Origin of the sequence: Pseudomonas sp. 2822-17, from assembly GCF_002742485.1 — a bacterium.
Classification (GTDB): Bacteria; Pseudomonadota; Gammaproteobacteria; order Pseudomonadales; family Pseudomonadaceae; genus Aquipseudomonas; species Aquipseudomonas cyclaminis.
The window spans coordinates 105,787-123,925 of sequence record NZ_LJRZ01000361.1 but is presented as its reverse complement, the minus strand read 5'-3'; the positions used below and the strand labels follow the sequence as shown (position 1 = coordinate 123,925).

The 18,139-nt window shown below is 59.8% G+C and carries 12 protein-coding genes; 3 read left to right on the top strand and 9 right to left on the bottom strand.

Annotated features, from left to right (window positions below):
* Positions 1-94 precede the first annotated feature (94 nt).
* The 8 genes from tssH to AOA60_RS09690 all read right to left on the bottom strand — a co-directional run bounded on the left by tssH (position 95) and on the right by AOA60_RS09690 (position 11,450).
* The gene (tssH, locus tag AOA60_RS09725) at positions 95-2,761 is read right to left on the bottom strand and encodes a type VI secretion system ATPase TssH (RefSeq protein ID WP_099584243.1); all 2,667 of its coding nucleotides are present in this window, start codon (positions 2,759-2,761) and stop codon (positions 95-97) included.
* A 137-nt stretch (positions 2,762-2,898) separates the two neighbouring features.
* Positions 2,899-3,390, bottom strand: coding sequence for an Hcp family type VI secretion system effector (locus AOA60_RS09720; RefSeq protein ID WP_099584242.1), 492 nt, complete (start codon positions 3,388-3,390; stop codon positions 2,899-2,901).
* A gap of 23 nt (positions 3,391-3,413) precedes the next feature.
* Positions 3,414-5,135, bottom strand: coding sequence for an OmpA family protein (locus AOA60_RS09715; protein WP_099584241.1), 1,722 nt, complete (start codon positions 5,133-5,135; stop codon positions 3,414-3,416).
* Between the two features lie 7 nt (positions 5,136-5,142).
* Entirely contained in the window at positions 5,143-5,826 is a 684-nt protein-coding gene (gene tssL, locus AOA60_RS09710; RefSeq protein ID WP_099584240.1) for a type VI secretion system protein TssL, short form, read from the bottom strand.
* A complete protein-coding gene (gene tssK, locus AOA60_RS09705) occupies positions 5,823-7,178 on the bottom strand; it encodes a type VI secretion system baseplate subunit TssK (RefSeq protein ID WP_099584239.1) in 1,356 nt (451 codons plus the stop codon). Before tssK ends, tssL begins: the two co-directional genes overlap by 4 nt.
* Before the next feature lie 23 nt (positions 7,179-7,201).
* Positions 7,202-8,740 (bottom strand): type VI secretion system contractile sheath large subunit, encoded by a 1,539-nt coding sequence (gene tssC / locus AOA60_RS09700; RefSeq protein WP_099584238.1) that lies wholly within the window; start codon positions 8,738-8,740, stop codon positions 7,202-7,204.
* A gap of 33 nt (positions 8,741-8,773) precedes the next feature.
* Positions 8,774-9,277, bottom strand: a complete 504-nt coding sequence (gene tssB, locus AOA60_RS09695) for a type VI secretion system contractile sheath small subunit (protein WP_099584246.1) — start codon at positions 9,275-9,277, stop codon at positions 8,774-8,776.
* Between the two features lie 544 nt (positions 9,278-9,821).
* Positions 9,822-11,450 (bottom strand): PvdJ/PvdD/PvdP-like protein, encoded by a 1,629-nt coding sequence (locus AOA60_RS09690; RefSeq protein WP_099584237.1) that lies wholly within the window; start codon positions 11,448-11,450, stop codon positions 9,822-9,824.
* Positions 11,451-11,593: 143 nt separating this feature from the next.
* Here AOA60_RS09690 and pvdM point away from each other — a divergent pair, with 143 nt between their 5' ends.
* From pvdM to AOA60_RS09675, 3 genes are read left to right on the top strand one after another with little or no spacing between them, the layout of a single operon-like run.
* Positions 11,594-12,937, top strand: coding sequence for a pyoverdine-tailoring dipeptidase-like protein PvdM (gene pvdM / locus AOA60_RS09685; RefSeq protein WP_099584236.1), 1,344 nt, complete (start codon positions 11,594-11,596; stop codon positions 12,935-12,937).
* 18 nt (positions 12,938-12,955) lie between these two features.
* Positions 12,956-14,224 (top strand): aminotransferase class V-fold PLP-dependent enzyme, encoded by a 1,269-nt coding sequence (locus AOA60_RS09680; protein ID WP_099584235.1) that lies wholly within the window; start codon positions 12,956-12,958, stop codon positions 14,222-14,224.
* Positions 14,225-14,256: 32 nt separating this feature from the next.
* A complete protein-coding gene (locus AOA60_RS09675; RefSeq protein WP_099584234.1) occupies positions 14,257-15,129 on the top strand; it encodes a formylglycine-generating enzyme family protein in 873 nt (290 codons plus the stop codon).
* Between the two features lie 108 nt (positions 15,130-15,237).
* On the opposite strand, the gene AOA60_RS09670 is transcribed toward AOA60_RS09675, so the two are convergent.
* Complete coding sequence (locus AOA60_RS09670; protein ID WP_099584233.1) at positions 15,238-17,730, bottom strand: TonB-dependent siderophore receptor; 2,493 nt, start codon at positions 17,728-17,730, stop codon at positions 15,238-15,240.
* Positions 17,731-18,139: the final 409 nt, after the last annotated feature.

Here is an 18,139-nt window from a genome sequence, read left to right as displayed (position 1 = left end):
CGTTCCTGGCTTTTGAAGGCCAGGACGTCGAGGTGGGCGTTGACGTTGCGAACGCTCAGGGTGTGGCGGCTGTGGTCAAAGAAAGTCAGCATGTTCACACCTGCGAGGCGACGGCCTGAACCGTGCCTGGAAGATCGTCGAAGTGCAGGCTGATACCGTCTTCGGCGCTATAACCGAAGCGCACACCCTGGGTGCGTTGCTGTGCTGCTCGACGCTCCAACAGTTGCTGGCTGAGTACCGGCAGGATTTGCTCGTTGAGCAGGCTGTCGATATTGCGTGCACCCGAATCAGGCAGCAGGCAGGCGGCAACCAGCGCGTCGCTCAGGGCGTCGTCGCTCTGGCAATCCAGGCCGTAATGGCGTTGCAGGCGTTTGGCAACCTGGGCCAGCTTGATGGCGACGATGCGCTTGAGCGCATCGGCTTGCAGCGGGCGATAGATGAGGGTCTGGAAGCGCGCCAGCAGCGCCGGCTGGAAGTGGTCGCTCAGGATCGGCCGCAGTCGTTCGTACAGCATGCTGTCCGGTGCGTCGGGTTGCGCCTGCACACAGCGGTGCAACAGCTCGCTGCCGAGGTTGGAGGTCATGAGAATGACGGTGTTGCGAAAGTCGATCTCACGGCCTTCGCCATCGCGCATGAAGCCGCGATCAAAGACCTGATAAAACAGATTGAGCACGTCGCGATGAGCCTTTTCCACTTCGTCGAGCAGCACGACGCTGTAGGGCCTTTGCCGCACCGCTTCGGTTAAAACCCCGCCTTGGCCATAACCGACGTAGCCGGGTGGCGAACCTTTGAGCTGGCTGACGGTGTGGGCTTCCTGGTACTCGGAAAAGTTGAGGGTGATCAGCGATTTTTCGCCACCGAACAGGCTATCGGCCAAGGCCAGGGCCGTTTCGGTCTTGCCCACGCCGCTGGTGCCGACCAGCAGGAACACACCCAGCGGCGCCTTGTCATCGGTGAGCCCGGTTTTGGCAGCCCGCAGGCGCTGCGCCATGGCGTTCAGTGCCGAAGCCTGCCCGATCACACGTTCTGCCAGTCGCTGTTCCAACATCAGCAGGTTGGCCTGTTCGTCCTTGAGCAGAATGCCCAGCGGCACGCCAGTCCAATCGGCAATCACGTGCGCAACGCTGCGCGCGTCCACATCCAGCGACAGCAGCGGTTGGCTGCCCTGGATCTCGCTCAACTCCTGCTGTAGTTGCTCGCAGGTCTCACGCTGCGGTGGCTGGGCCTGACGTGCATCAATCAGCTGTTGGGTGACGTCGAGTTCCTGTCGGTATTGCTGCTCCAGATCGAGGTACTGGCGTTGCAGCTCGGCGTGTTGTGCGGCGATCACTGCCAGGCGCGCATCAGCCTCCTGGCCGCCCTTGCGCTGATCCTGCTCCAGCGCTTGCCGCTCCAGTTCCAGGGCCACTTGCCGGGCGCCCAGGTGGGCCAGCGCCTGCGGCTCGCAGTCCAGGCTCATGCGCACGCGGGCACTGGCGGTGTCCAGCAGGTCGACCGCTTTGTCGGGCAGTTGCCGGCCGGTCAGGTAGCGTCGCGACAGGCTGACAGCCGCCTGCACCGCCGTATCCTGGATGTGCACACCGTGATGGTTGGCGTAACTCGCCTTCAGGCCTCGCAGCATCAGGCAAGCATTCGCGTCATCCGGCTCCTCAACCTTGACCCTTTGGAAGCGCCGTTCCAGGGCGGCGTCGCGCTCAAAATACTGTTTGTACTCGCTCCAGGTGGTCGCAGCGATGGTGCGCAATTCGCCACGGGCCAAAGCCGGCTTGAGCAGGTTAGCTGCGTCGGCCCCGCCGGCCTGGTTGCCGGCGCCGATCAGGGTATGGGCCTCGTCGATAAACAACAGCACAGGTCTTTCGGATTGCTGTACGGCGTCGATCACGTTTTTCAGGCGCTGTTCGAATTCGCCCTTGACCCCGGCCCCAGCTTGCAACAAGCCCAGGTCAAGGGTGCGCACACTGATCGACTTGAGGCTGTCCGGTACCCTGCCTTGGGCGATGCTCAAGGCCAGGCCTTCAACCAGTGCTGTTTTGCCGACACCAGGCTCGCCCACCAGAATAGGATTGTTCTTGCGCCGACGACTTAGGATGTCGATGACCTGCCGAATTTCGTCGTCGCGGCCAAATACCGGGTCGATCTTGCCTTGCGCCGCCTGGGCAGTGAGGTCGTGGGTGAATCTGTCCAGCACTGCCTGCAATGAACCCTCCTGGCTGACACGGGGTGGAGCTGTGGCGAGCTCGCCGCAGATGTCGGCGGCACTCCCCGACTGGGCAGGTGCCTGCAGTTGCGGACACTCCTCGGACGTGTGATCCAACAGTCCCGAGAGACGCTGCAACTGGACGTGGCTGAGGCTGAGCAAAGGCCAGGCGGACTCACACGCCAACAGGCCAGGTGTTTCCATCAGCGCGCTCAGAAGATGCACTGAGCGAAGGTTGTCGTTGTTGTCGTCCAGCGAGGCCAGCACCCAGGCATCACGGATCAGTTGCTGCAATGGCTGCGACAACTGCGGTTTGCTCTGCACACTACGCGGCAGCTGATCAATATGTTCGAGCAACCCGTACCACAGCGCCTCCAGATTCCACTCGTAGCGACGGGCGATCACCGTCAGGTCACCTTCGCCCTGCCCCAGCAACTTGAGCAACCAGTGCTCAATGCTGATCTGCGCATGTGCCCGGTTCTGGCACAACGAAGCCGCTGCACTCAATGCCTGGGCGCAGTAGGGGTTGAGACGGCGAAGCAAGCGGGTGGAGTTGGGGGCCATACGGTTGCGTCCTTGTGCAAAGATTCATTAAGAAATGGCGTCTGGAATCGATGTGATTGGCTGAGCGTCCGCGAGCAGGCGCTCAACCCAGCACACCGGGGCCAGCAGGCGAAAGCGCGCCTGCTGCTCCATACGTATCAAGCGCTTTGGCGTTCATTCCAGGAGTCGGAGTGGATGATGTTGCCGTCCTTGTAGGTCCAGGTGACCTTCTCGTAGCGCAACTCAATTTGTTCCAGATGGTTGTGTTTCTCTTTGCTCGGGTCTTTGACGTCGTGCATTTTCGGCGCGACTTTCACCACCTTGACGTTCTCCAGCTTGGTGATGAAGTACTCGACTTCCTGCCCGGCATCGTCGATGCGGTACCACTTGAACTCGGCACTCTTGAGGGTTTGCCCGGTGGTCACGGCCTTGTAGAGGTAGGGGCTGGACGCATCGATCTCCTTGGAGAACAGAAAGGGGGTATGAACCCGCGCGCCGGTCAGCTTTCCGGTGTTGTTGTCGGTGGGGATGTACAGGCTGTGATCCTGGGCGACCACCTCGATACTGCCCACACGCTTGTCGACAGTCACCGAGCCTTTGATTTCGGCACCACCATCGTCTTGCAGCCAGAGGTAAACGGGAATTGCCATGTGAAGCTCCTTTTCTCAGGAAGTTAAACGTCGCGGGATGCGACAGGGGGTTGTCTGTTCGGACCAGGGGTCGCGAGCTCGCAGGCCCCCGCCTCTGGTACCAGGCGGATATCGACGCGGCGATTGGCGGCACGCCCCGCCTCGGTGTCATTACTCGCTATCGGATAAGTGGCGCCGAAGCCCTGCACCGCAAAGCAATTGGCAGGAATACGCCCCATGCGCTGCATCCAGGCGTGCACGGCGGCGGCACGGGCGTGGGAAAGTCGAAGGTTTTTTTCGGAATCGCCGGTGGCATCGGTGTGTCCCGCGATAACGATCAGCCAACCTGGCTGAGCCTTGATATCGACCAGCGCTTTGATCAGGACGTGGGTCGAGCCGGCTTTGAGCTGGGCGCTGCCGGGAGCGAACAATGACAGGCTGTCCAGCCGTACTGAACTGGCGCTCCGCTCGGGTTTTGTAGCCGGTGGCGGCTCACTGTGGGCCGCCAACACCGCCTGGAGCGGTGCGCGCAACTGCTCGCCGCGATACAGGCCCAAGCCAAAGGCTAAGGGCACGCCGTGCCGGTAGTAAGCGTCCAGGCGCTGGGCGTGCTGCCGGAGTACGCCCAGCGCATTTTCACGCCAAAGAAACTCACGCTGATTACGCTGGGTCGGCACAGGTATAGCCGAATAGCGCCGCAGGTCATCACTGATCTGGCGCGCCAACAGGGTGTTCTGCCATGCCGAGCTGGCCAGAGCGATGACGAGCGCGCCGGTGAACAACCAGAGCGCAACGACGCTTGCGCGTTGCAGTGGGGTGCGTAGCGGTCGCAGCGCAAGGAGGTTGAGCAACGGATCGGGAAATGGCAACAGCACATCCGTCATGACCTGCCGGTTATCCGCCAGCGCCACCCTGCTGTGCAACCATTGCTGCCAAAGGTTTTCGGGTACCGCCTGAGGCAGCGACGGCACCAGTTTGATCACCCATGTCGTTGCCAGGCAATTGCGCGAGTTTCGAGCGACGAGGTGTGGCCGCACCGCTTCATGCAACCAGGTCACAATGCTGTTGAGCTGTACGCTCGCATGCATCCGCGCAGCCTGTAGGAGCCTGTCGGAGGTCTGCCGCTGCCATTCATCCGAACTGACACATGCACCGGCGTCATGGACGCGGACTTCGGCATGGCCGTTGTCCCAACAGAACCATGGCTCCTCGCCCTGCAAGGTTTGCAGGTAGCTCGCGAGCAATAGTGGCAGTGCGCTCCCACGCTTGCGAGCCAGGGCAAGCTGATCGCTGAAACCGCGCACCTTACCCGCGAGGATTGCACCGTCGCTGTGAACGCCTGGATTGACGATATACATCACACCCAGTTGCCCTGCCCACTCTGGACGCAGCGCCAACAGTGCGTCGGTGACAGCCGGCAGTTGCTCCACGTTCGGTACACGCACATAGCAACCCAAGGCCGTAACACGCAGGGCCAAGTGCTCGGCCGGGATCTCACCGAACAGATTGTTCAGGCTGTCTCCGCAGACCAGTACCACTGGGTGACGAAACGACGTCGCAGGCAGTGTCATGTTATCCGCCAACCTGAACGCCCCTGACAGGCGCTCGGCTCGGCGGTTCTGCGACACCCAGGCCCAGGCGACACAACACACCCCGATCAACACCCCGAGCGCTCGCGCCCACAGTTCAAGCGGAATGATGACCAGTAAAGCCAAGGCCAAAACGCCCGCCCACAGGTAAAGGATTCGATGCAGGTTGAAGGTCATCGTCCGCTCACCCCTGACCAGGCATAAGCGAAGCCATCGCATCGCTCAGCAACTGATCCAAACCCCATCCCGTAGCCGCAAGCAACAAGCCCATCGCCAGGATCTGGATCAGCGGTGAGTGCAGCCAGGACAGGCCCGCAGGCACGCCTGCGCGGGCCGCTTGCGTAACGAGGGTATGCCTCGCCTTCCGTGGGGTGACCTGCGCGTCAAGGGCAACCCGCAATTGCTCACGCTCAGGATCGTCCAGGTCACGGTAGCGCCCGCGAAAACCCAGCATCAATACCCGCTGGAATGCGGTCAGCACATGCCGATCAGGTGCCGGCCCGCGCAGCACTTCGCGTATGTCTTCATAAAGAAACTCACCCGCCTGGTGACGATTGAAAAACTTGGCCTGCAGCGGTTCGCTGGCCCACGACGCCCGCGCATCATCGCTGGCGCAGGTCAGCACCGTCTCGTCGAGCAACGCACATTGCGCATGGCTGATGTGATCAATGCTGCGTTGACCAAGGCCCGCCAGCTTGAGCTGTTGGCGCACCTGCTCCACTTGCGCCGTGCAAAGCTGCTCCAACTCCCGACTGTTCTGCACCGAGGCTCCCTGGCGCAACTCAACCACCAACAGATAGGTGTCCTGCAGCAGCGCATCGATATCCACCGCAGCCGAATTGTGCTCTTCCAAAGACGTCACTTTCATGAGCGCAGCACCGCGAACAGTTCAAGCTTGACGTCGGCCAATGTGCTGGGGACGTAGAACGCGCAAACGCCTTCGTCCAGCATTGCCTGCCCACTGGGATGGCCGAGGTCCAGGGCGAAATATTGATTTTCCAGGCGTAATGGAATCGCCGCTGGCACATGGCTGAGCGACTGCAACGGCACCCCATCAAGCGCCGCATTGACCAGGTAGTTGACAGCGTCGGGCGTGCCGATCTTGCACAAGCGCGGGAACTGATCCTGCAACTGCGCCGCCGGCAGCCGACAACGCACTGACAAATAGAAGTCGGCACCGTTGCGTTCACGCAGGCGCGGGTCATTGAGCGTGACTTGCCAGCGATTGGCCCCACGCGCCTCCAGTAGCAAGGCAACGACCCGCGACGGCAGGCTGGCCTCCAGCAGCAGGGAAATGCTGTGCATCAAGGGTGGGAATACGGCCTCCAGATGCGCGTGTCGATAAGCCGGGATTTCATCGACATCGTGCTCCAGTGAAAACGTCAGCAGGCCGCCCGCCAGCTTGATCAGCACTTGATAGACATGCTCTGGATGACGCGCCGCAAATGCACGCAGATCCGCCAGCACCGGCTGATAGGTGTTCAGCGCATTAAGCAGCCAGAACAGCGAGACATCGGCCACCGCAAAGTCGGCCATGCGCTGATTGCTTTCGCGCCGCATGCCCATGAGCCGTTGCCGCTTGGCAGCTAACTGGGTCAACAGGTTGTCCAGTTGATTCACCAGCCCAGGATGCGCGGCGAAGCTGAGCAATGGCGGCACGAAACCGAGGTCGAGGCTCCAGGCCCCTTTCCCGTCTCGCACCAGACGTGCGACCGGACACGTTACGTAATCCGGGTTATCGTCACTGTGAAGGCGCAGGCTCAGCGCGTGTTCCAGCACACCAATCGACTGGGCCTCGTCTGCGTAGATATCCTGAACCTGGCGCCAGTCCTGACGATAACGAGTGGGCCGATCGACTCTGCTGCCTTCAAACACGCAGTTGTTGCCGTTGGCTTGCTCCAATGGCAGCGCCAGTAGCACGGTCACTTCCTGAACCTCGTCGGTGAGCAGCGCCGCCAGTTCCAACGCGGGAGGCAGCCGATCCATGCATTCGGTGTCGACCCATGTGCCATCCGGCATTCGCACTTGCAACAGAGCGGCCTTGAGCTTGCCCAGTCGCAACGCATCCAGGTCGAACTCCACAGCCTGGACGCCCCAGGGATGTACCCAGGTCAGTAGAGCGAGCTGGTTATTGGTCCAAGCCTCGTAGCGTGTCTGCTGCTGAAATTGCTGCGGCGACAGCAATGCTCCGGCGGCCCATAAAGGGCGATCGATCTTCATGGCATCGTTTCCCTACGATTGAATCAGGCCTTGGCCTTGGGCATCTGCGAAACCAGCGACAGGTTCACGTCCATGCCCTCGACCTGGAAGTGCGGCACGGCGTACAACTTGACGCGGAAGAAGCCCGGATTGTCATCAATGTCTTCGACCGTCACCTTGGCATCGCGCAGTGGATGCGAGGCCTGCAGGTCATCACCGGGGTCTGTCATTTCGGTCACCAGCCCGCCAATCCATTTGTTCAGCTCAAGCTCCAGCAGACGTCGGTCCTTGGTAGTACCGATGTTTTCGCGCTGGATCAGCTTCAGGTAATGGGCGATGCGTGAGAGCAGAAAGATGTAAGGCAAGCGTGCGTTGATTCGACTGTTGGCGGTGGCGTCGGCCGTGTCGTACAGCGCCGGTTTCTGCGCGGAATTGGCCGAAAAGAAACATGCGTAGTCGCGGTTCTTGTAGTACGAGAGCGGAATGAAGCCGAGGTTCGCGAATTCGAACTCACGGGTTTCCGGGATCATGACTTCGGAAGGAATCTTGACCTGATTACCGGTGCCCAGGTCGTACAGATGGATCGGCAGTTCCGTCACCGCGCCGCCCGATTGCGGCCCACGAATCTGCACGCACCAGCCATTGGTGATGAAGCTTTTGACCATGTTGGCCGCAAAGGCAAATGAGGCATTGGTCCACAGATATTTACCGTGATCCGGACCCTTGACGCTTTCGATGTAGTTGAAATTGCGTACTGGAATGGTGTCGGGGCCATAGGGCAAGCGCCCGAGGACGCGTGGCATGGTCAGACCGATGTAACGTGCATCGTCACTGTCGCGGAACGCCTTCCACTTGATGTATTCAGCGCGGTCAAAGTAGTTGCCGATGTCCTTGATCGCGGCAACTTCTTCCATGGACTCTTTGCCGAAGAAGGCTGGGCCGACCGCGCCCACAAATGGCATGTGCGCGGCGGCGGACACCTTCGAAATGTTGCGCAGCAGGGCGATATCCTGAGGGCTTCGGTCAAACTCGTAGTTGGAGATAGCTGCTGCAATCGGCTCACCGCCGGGAGTGTCGTACTCCTGGGTATAGGTGTGCAGATACAAGCCGCTCTGGGCGATTTCCGGCGCATCCTCGAAGTCCTGCACGAGGTGATCCTTACTGATATCCAACAGTTCGATGCGCACGTTCTGACGGAAATCCGTCTGATCAATCAGCGACTTCACGCCACGCCAAGTCGACTCGACACGTTGGAAATCCGGATGATGCATGACTGCGTCGAGTTGACGGCTGATCTGCATGTCCAGGGAGGCGATGTGTTCGTCCAGCAGGACTCTATCCAGACGCTCTACTTTCTGCGGTGATTGTTTAAGCAACTTTAAAAACACGCTGACCGCTGCGGTCACCCGCTCATCGGCTGATACCTCAGACAGCGCGTCGGCGTTTTGAAACGCTTCTATACCACCCATCGTTACTATCGGGTTTAGATTGATCTTGCTAAACAGCGCACCGTAAATACCACCGCACGCTTCAGTTAACACAGTAGCGCTGCGCGATTGTTCGCTGGAACCTTCTACAGTCATAACGGCACTTCCCTTTAAAAAGCATGAATTAAATCAACGATCTTCCACAGGCGCCAAGGCAGCCAGCTCCGTCCTTAGTTCATCACTGAGCGCATCATCTTTGAGAATACGCTCTAACTCGTGGCGAAAAGTCACGTTATCCAGCAAATTCGATTTGAGATCGCGCAACAGGTTGCGCATAGCCAACAAGGCCCGTAGTTGCGGAATCTGCCTCGCTACTTGCTCGGGCTCAAAGTCCTTCATACAGTGAAAGTTCAGTTCGACAGACGTATCAGATGCCTCGTCGCTCAACGTATCGGGAACGGCGAGCTTCAGGCTGGGCGAGAAGTCCGCCAAGACGCTGTCGAGGTTGTTTTTATTGATGTTGACCTTGCCTCGCTCTGACAGCGGACGTTGCTCCTGGCCGTTGCTGTAGTCACCCATCAGCATCAGTTTAAGTGGCAGTTCAATCTTCTTCTGCGCACCACCGGTATGCAGGTCAAGCTTGATATTGATCCTGGCTTTGGGTACTTCATTTTGAAAGCTGCTTAAAGTCATAACTCCATCCGTAAGTCGCCTTTTCAACAGCGCAGTTAGCCATTGAAAAAAATAAAGACCGAAATCCATAGAGAGAAAATGGATTCCTTACTGGAAAAGCCAACGCACTACCCGGCCGCTGGCAAACTCCTTCTACTTAGAATGAAGTATTGCCTTTTATATTTACCACCCCCAAATCACGGGCAAGAGCTTTCCGAGGCGCTTTGCGGAAACTTCCCACAAATTGCCCAGATCGGCCCTCTCGCAATCAACGTTTAATATTTAACTACGAACACAAGAAAGATCCGTCAGAGCTTCAAACTATTTGTAGGCAATCACTGTAGGAAGTTTTATTAAAATAACAAAAAGCGGACACTCTCTTACCGTTATAGGCGCTGTGTTTATAACGTAAGAGGCAATCAAGGAGGAACAGCTAAACCGCCCGATCAGGAGGAAACACTTCCGTACCGTCAAGCAGACACCGAGGCGGAAGCGGCGGCAGGTGCAGAGTACTGCCCGCCACCGCTGGTCAATATCGTAAAAATTGAAATTTACGCGTGCGCAGTCACACCTCCCGCGCCTTCACCTTCAAATGCCGCGCATACCAAGGCCGCTTCGGCACCCGCTTGAACAAGCCTTTGAGCGCATCGTCATCAGCGCCAAATGTAATCCTCAACGCGAGCTTCATGGTCTCCGGGTCCATTTCCATCGACTTGCCCATCTGCAAGCCCGGTGTGGTGCTGCAGCCATGGGTGTCCGGGCCGAGCCACGGATCGCCGACTTCGACCCAGCGGCCGGGTGCGAACCAAGCCACGCCGTTGACCTCCAGCCGGCTGACTTCGCCTGGATTGAAGCGCTCGTGGGCGCGGAACCAGTCTTCGATGCGGTCGTCGATCCAGCCGTGGAAGTGCCAGAACACCGGGTTTACGTGGGAGGAAAAAGGGTCGCCAAGGAAGTCGTTTTCAGCGGCATACCAGCGTGCGGCAAAGTCTGCTGGGTCACGGGCAAAGGGTACTGGCGCGCCGTTGGAGGGGTCGCGGGGCACCGAGGCCCAGCGCATGTGCAGCCAGTCGTGCAGGCCCAGTTCCATTTGCGAGCCCAACTGCCCAAGCGTGAATTTGGCCAGGTAACGTGGGTCGCGGTATTGGGACTCCCAGACCTGGAAGTTGCTGTGGTAGGTCTCTTCGGACTTGATGTCGCTGACCCACTGGGTGTATTCGCTGTCGTCCGGGGCTGACCAGGTGGGCGGCAGCGCGAAGCCATCGTGGTTGTCGAAGTAGCGCACAAAGCCCAGGCGATCACGTTCCAGCGCCGGTTGCGGCTCGGGGAAGGCGGGCCACGAGGGCAAGTCCTGCATGGCACGGGCGGTGCCGAGCATGTGCCGGTGCATGAAGAAGAAGTCGATACCCGAGCCGTTGCGGTCTTTGCGTTTGCCACGGGCATCGCGCTCCTGGCCACGGGGCCCCGGTTGCCAGCCGATGCCGCGCAGGGCGTCGCGCTTTTCTTCGGAGAGTTTGTGCCATTGGTCGCGCGTAGCGTGCCACAACTGGTGGAACAGGCGGTGTTCGGGGGCAATCAGCCACGCGAGCAGCGTCGGGTTATGGCCAATGCGCTGGCGGGCTTCGGGAAACAGTTGTTTGTGGGCGATAAAACGGTTGTCGCGCTCAGTCAGCGCCAAGGGGCGATCAAGGTCGAGGATCTGCCCGCTGAGGGTGCCGCTGCCGGCGTTGCCGAAGTCGGCCCAGACTTCATCGAGGGTCATCTTGAATTCATAGGCGGGCCGGCCATCGGCCGCGTCGCGGTCGATCAGGCGCCAGTAGAGCAAGGCGCCCTCGCCCGTCAGCAAATCGCCCAATACGCGATAACGTGGTTCGCCTTCGGCACGCAGGTTCGCAGCAGTGTCCAGGTAGCCGCGCAGGCCTCGGCCACGGGGTGCGATGTCGAGCAGCAGCTCCAGACCTTGCAGCGGCAGGCCCTTGAGGCCCGCGTCGCGGCCTTCCAGGCGCAGGCTCCAGACACCGCGCAAGGTATTGGCCAAGTGTTGGCCGGCAGTGTCAGCCAGATCCACCGTGGCTTCGCCGGGGGTGATGGGGAATTCTTCACGCGTCCACTCGCGATGGGCATAGAAGGCGGCCGGCACAGCGGCGCCGGTGAGCGCGAGGCCTGCGATGAACCCACGTCGAGAGATGGTCATTGTTTACCTTAGGAAACGGCTTGATCAGAGCTAGAACGTTTGCTGACAGGGGAAATTTACCGCTGCCGCCTCGCCCGCCTAAATTTCCCCGCGCATTGCTCGTTCCTCCCTGATAGCGAAGGCCTCAACTGACTGAGATGGCAATGACAAAATCACGTTCGAAAAAGGCGCTGTACATCGGCCTGCCCCTGGCCCTGGCGGTCGGCGCTGGCTTGCTGGCCTGGGATCACTGGTTCAGGGGCAATGCCGGCTACCCGCTGGAGGTGATCAAGCAGGCCAATGAAATGCAGGACCGCCTGCTGTCATTCGACAGCCATATCACCGTGCCGGTGGATTTCGGCACCGCCGGCAAGGAAGCGGACAAGGACGGCAGTGATCAATTCGACCTGGTCAAGGCCAGTCGTGGCCGCTTGTCCGGCGCCGCGTTGACCATCTTCGGCTGGCCAGAGATCTGGAACGGCCCCAACGCACCACACAAGCCCACCGAAGGGTTCGTAGAAGCGGCACGCCATGAACAGGAAGTGCGCTACAAGATCATCAGCGCCATGGTGCGCGACTTCCCCAACCAGGTTGCCATTGCCTACACCCCGGATGACTTCCGGCGCCTGCATGGCGAGGGCAAGTTTGCGATCTTTATGAGCATGCTCAACGCCTACCCTCTGGGCAACGAGCTGAACCAACTGGACCTGTGGGCCGCGCGCGGCATGCGCATGTTCGGCTTCAGTTATGTGGGCAATAACGCCTGGTCGGACTCCTCGCGCCCGCTGCCGTTTTTCAATGACAGCCCGGATGCCCTGGACGGCCTGTCGGACATTGGCAAGCAAGCCGTGCATCGCCTTAACGACCTGGGTGTGATCATTGATGTGTCGCAGATGTCCACCAAGGCCCTGGAGCAGGTGGCACAGCTGAGCCGTACGCCGATGGTGGCTTCTCACTCGGCACCGCGAGCATCGGTGGATATTCCGCGCAACCTCAGCGACAAGGAGTTGCAGCTGATCAAGCACAGCGGCGGCGTGGTGCAGATCGTGGCCTTCTCCGCCTACCTGCGCCCGCTGAGCCAGCCGACCCAGGACAAGCTCAACGCCCTGCGCGCCCGCTTCGACCTGCCGCCCCTGCCCAACCTGGCCATGGCACTGATGCCCGGCGACCCCATCATCGCGGCTTGGCCCGAGCAGCGGTTCGGCGAGTACGCCAGCGCGCTGTACGGCATCCTCGAAGAAGAACCCAAGGCCACCCTCAAGGACCTCGGCAACGCGATCGACTACACCGTGCGCAAGATCGGTATCGACCATGTCGGCCTGTCTTCGGACTTCAACGACGGCGGCGGCATCGACGGCTGGAACAACGTGGGCGAAATCCGCAACGTCACCGCCGAGCTGATCCAGCGCGGCTACTCCGAAGCCGATATCGCCAAGCTGTGGGGAGGCAACTTCCTGCGGGTGTGGGACCAGGTACAAAAATCCGCCAAGCCATTGGCCAACCGCTAACCACCTGGAAGCCAGTCCATGACCGACCGCCGTACGTTTCTCAAGCAGGCCGGGGTATTTGCCGCCAGCCTGCCGCTTGGCGCTGCCATCCTGCCTCACGCACAGGCAGCCCCCACGCAAGACCCATGGACGGGATTCAAGCAACTGTTCAACCAGGACCCGGATTACCTGCATTTCTCCAATTTCCTGGTGGCCTCGCACCCCAAGCCGGTACGCGAGGCCATCGAGCGCTACCGTGCGCAGATCGACCGCAACCCAGGGCTGGCCATGGACTGGGACCTGCAGGAAACCTGGAAGCGCGAAGGCCAGGTGCGCGAATGGGCCGGTCACTACCTGAAGGCCACACCCCCGCAGATCGCTCTGACTGGCAGCACCTCCGAAGGGCTGGCGATGATTTATGGCGGGATCAAGGTGCGGCCCGACCAGGAAATCCTGACCACCGTTCACGAGCATTACGCTACCCAGAACGTGCTGGATTATCGCGTCCTCAAGCAAGGCACCCAGGTCCGTCGGATCACGCTGTTCGACAATGCCAACCAAGTGTCCGCCGACGAAGTGCTGGGCAATATCCAGCGCGCCATCCGCCCCAACACCCGCGTGCTGGGGATGACCTGGGTGCAGTCCGGCAGCGGCGTGAAGCTGCCCATCGGCGAAATCGGCAAGTGGGTGGAGGAGCACAACCGCGACCGCGACGAGCAGGACCGCCTCCTCTATGTGGTGGATGGCGTGCACGGCTTCGGCGTGGAAAACCTCGATTTTCCCGACATGCACTGCGACTTCTTCATCGCCGGCACCCATAAATGGATGTTCGGCCCACGCGGGACAGGCCTGGTGTGCGCCCGCGACCCCGAGAACAAATACGTGACACCCATGGTGCCGACCTTCTCCGAGGACAAGGATTTCGCCACCAGCATGACGCCGGGCGGTTACCACGCCTTCGAGCATCGCTGGGCGGCGGACGAGGCCTTCAAGCTGCACTTGCAGTTGGGCAAGGCGCACGTGCAGGCGCGCATCCATGCGCTGAATACCGAATTGAAAGACCAGTTGCTGGCACAACCCCAAGTCGAACTGGTCACCCCGCGCAGCACCGAGCTGTCCGCTGGCTTCACCTTCTTCCGGGTCAAGGGCCAGGACAGCGACGCGGTGGTGGCCCATATGATGAAACACCGCGTGGTGATCGATGCAGTGGAGCGTGATGTCGGCCCCGTGATCCGCACCTCGCCCGGCCTGCTTAACAACGCTGACGAAATCCAGCGGTTCATGACCCTGCTGCGCCAGCGGGTGTGACGCTTACTTTTCCCTTTGAACGAGATGCCCACATGATTCCATTCCGACCCCAACCCTTGAGCGCCCTGGCGCTGATGGCCCTGTGCAGCGCAATGCTGCCGGGCCTGGCCCAGGCCGCCGCGCCACAACCGGGCAAGGTGTTCAAGGACTGCAAGGACTGCCCGGAAATGGTCGTACTGCCCGCCGGCACCTTCACCATGGGAACGCCTGAAGATGAAGTCGGCCGCGAGCCGGATGAAGGCCCGATGCATGACGTGACCTTCGCCAAACCGTTCGCCATGAGCCGCTTCCATGTCACCGCCGGTGAATGGGACAGCTATGTGCGCCAGAGCGGTGTGAAGATCGCCAACGGCGACGAGCGCCCCGGCCGCGAATGCATCGCCAGCAAGCCGCGTTACCTGCAAGGCCCGCGCCAGCCGGCAGTGTGCATGGACATGGACGACATCAAAGCCTACGTCGCCTGGCTGTCGAAAAAGACCGGCCAGAAGTACCACATGGTCAGCGAAGCCCAACGTGAATACGCTGCCCGCGCCGGCTCCACCGGGCCGTTCCCGTTCCCCTTCGATGAAGGCAAGGGCTACAGCATCGCCCAGCACGCCAACACCTATGGACCGGCAGACGGCTACAGTTACTCCTCGCCCGTGGGCAGCTACCCGCCGAACGCGTTCGGCATGTACGACATGCACGGCAACGTCTACGAGCGCGTCGCGGACTGCGAACACACCAACTACATCGGTGCCCCGACTGACGGTAGCGCCTGGGTGGAGCCGAACTGCGAGTCCTATCAGATTCGCGGCAATGACTGGGGCGAAGCACCCGTGTTTTCGCGCTCGGGCAACCGCAACACCATCTACCCGCAGACGCGGGGGGACTGGATCGGTTTCAGGGTGGTGCGTGATCTCTGATAACGCACGCTGAAACCGGCATAAAAAAAACCGCCTGGCATGTGCCAGGCGGTTTTTTTATGTCTGGAGGAAGCTGGCGCGAGCGCCCGCTTCCGGTGGGTCAGTGAATCAGAAGGCGTACTTGGCGTTGATCATTGCGTTGCGCGGTTCGCCGTAAGAGCCCGACGCGAATGTGCCAATACCGTCGTAATATTTCTTATCGAACAGGTTGTTTACATTCAGACCAACGGTCAAGTGCTCATCCACTTTGTAGTTCGCCAACAGGCCCACCACTGCAAACGGATCCTGCGTCGCCTTGTAGGTAGGGCCGGTATATTGTGGAATTTGCCCCTCGGCGTACATCTTGCTCTGCCAGGTCACATTGCCGCCGATGGTCAAACGCTCCAGGTCACCCTGCAAGCGGTAGGTAGTGCCGAGTTTGAGGAGATTGGAAGGCTGGTTGGTCTGGACACGCTCACCGTTCTTGTCGTGCGACTCACGATAGGTGTAGCCACCAAATACGTTCCAACCAGTGGTCAACTCGCCCGAGATCTCGGTCTCAACACCGCGCGTACTGGTACCGCTGATCGCTTTATAGGCCGCCTTGTTGGAGTTCGGATTGGCGACTTCCTCAGGGCTGTTCTTCTGTTCTACGTCAAACACCGCAATGCTGGCGTTCAACGCACCGTTGAAGAACTCACCCTTGAGACCAATCTCATAGTTATCGCCCTGCAACGGCTCAAGAGACTTGTTATCAACCGTCTTATAGAACGTCTGCGGCAAGAAGATGTTGGTATAGCTGGCATATGCCGAGTACGTGTCATTCAGCTCGTAGACAATCCCTGCATAGGGAGTGACAACTCCGGTTTTTCGAGTTTTGTCAGTGGCTTTGGTCTGATTCGAAATGCTCGTTACGCGATCTTCCTGATCCCACCAGCTAACACGGGTGCCAAGAATCACGGTCAATGGATCGAATGGCTTTAGACGTACCGCACTGTAAATCCCGGATTGCTGCAGGGTCGTAACCGTTCCACCATTTTCTGCGAACTTCGGCCTGGCGAATTGGCGACCATCCCAGGCGAAAATATTATCCACCGCTGCGAAGTCCCCATCGGCTCCGGTGCTGACGTAGTCAGGGAAGTTCAGGTGCGTGCGCGAGGTGCTGGCACCGACCACCAACTCATGCTCACGCCCGCCCAAAGTGAACGGGCCGGTGGCAAAGGTATCCAGGGTATCTTGCGTCTGATAGCTATCCAGGCGGCTGATGTAGGCATTCGCGCCGACGCCTGTCACTGGGTCGGGCGCGCCATTACTGGCAGAAGCACCTTCCCCTTTGCGATAACTGTATTGGTGGCTGTAGGCGGTTTTCCAACTCCAGTCATTACCCAGCTTGTGATCCAGCATGGTGCTGAAGTTGTAACTGGTGTTGTCCTGGAATGCCCAACGGCTGGCAGGGTTGAACGAACGAGAGAAGTTAGTCTGCTTACCCGTGTTGTAGAACAACGGGATATGCCCGTATGTCGTGCCATCAGCGTTGTTGTTCTGGTAATCGAGGCTGGTGCGTAACGTGGTGTCGTCGCTCAAGTCGATGTCCAACGCCCCGTACATCACGCGTTTTTCTTGCTTGTACCAATCAATGAACGAGTTCTGCTTCTGATAGGCCGCGACAAACCGCCCGCGTACGTTGCCGGTTTCCGTCAACGGGCCGGACACGTCCACCTCGGAGCGGTAACGGTCCCACGCACCCGCTTCACCGGAAACGTAGCCTTGGAAGTCTTTGGTCGGACGCTTGCGCACCAGGTTGATGGTGGCAGACGGAGTGCCTGCACCGCTCATCAGGCCGGTCGCGCCGCGCACCACTTCAACGCGGTCATAAATCGCCATGTCAGACAGTGGGCCGGTGTACTGCTGGGACTCGTTGGCCACTTGCGACGGAATGCCGTCGTACTGGAAGTTCTGGATTGAGAAGCCACGGGAATAGAAAGAATAACGCTCGCTGTCGCGATGGTTGATGCTGATGCCCGGCGTGAAGGCCAGGACTTCGTTGAGCGTCGAAAGATGCTGATCATCCATCAACTGGCGGGTAATCACGCTGACCGACTGAGGCGTTTCACGCAACGACAAAGGGAGCTTGGTTGCCGTGCTGGTGGCCCCTGTAGTGTACGAACCGGTATTTTCGGTCGTCGCCCCAAGCCCCTCGGCACTGATGGTGGTTGCCCCAAGGTTCAGCGCAGAACCGCTGGTGGGCGTCATCACGATGTAGTTGCCGTTCGCTTCGCGACTGGCCTGCAAGCCACTGCCCGACAACAGTCGAGACAGGCCTTCATCCACGCCGAACTGCCCTCTCAGCCCTGGGGTGGAGCGTTGGCTGGCGAGCGCCGGATCATAGGAAATCGATACGCCGGCAGCCGAGCCGAATGCCATCAGCGCATCCGACAATTTACCGGCCGGGATCGCGAAGGCAACCTTGCCCGCTTCACTCTGGGCAAATGCAGCGCTCGGCATCAATGTGGCAGCAGCTGGCACAGCCAGCGCGGCACCCAGCATCATCAGACGCACGGTCTGCGGCAATTTCTTCAGCGCGTAATGCTTGGGCGTAGACAACCAAAGGAAATAAGGCATCGACAGCAATCCTTGAACAGTGAGGCGTGTGATTGGCAGAAATAGTGGCGTCTTTGAGCGCCTCTGGTTAATAAGACGGTTCAGGTAATGAAAACCAGACTCATTTACCTGCTTATTTTTCACCGCGCCTCCAAACGCACTCGACCAACAACCGCGAGGACTATTAATGCTCGGGCGCGTCAGCTCATCGAAATGAAAGCGTCCACGGGAGAGGAACGGCGTACCGGCCTACGGGTGCCGACCGAAGAACGCGGCCGCATCAAGCTATAACGTGGGACGGCAGGACAAATTTAGGCCCCGCGCCCAACGCAATAAGGCTAAATCGCGCCGCAGTCGAAACGTCTCCTACAAAAGCCCGCGAGCGATCAAATGGATCGCCGGGCCTCCACTCGCCCTTAGCACGTAGCCA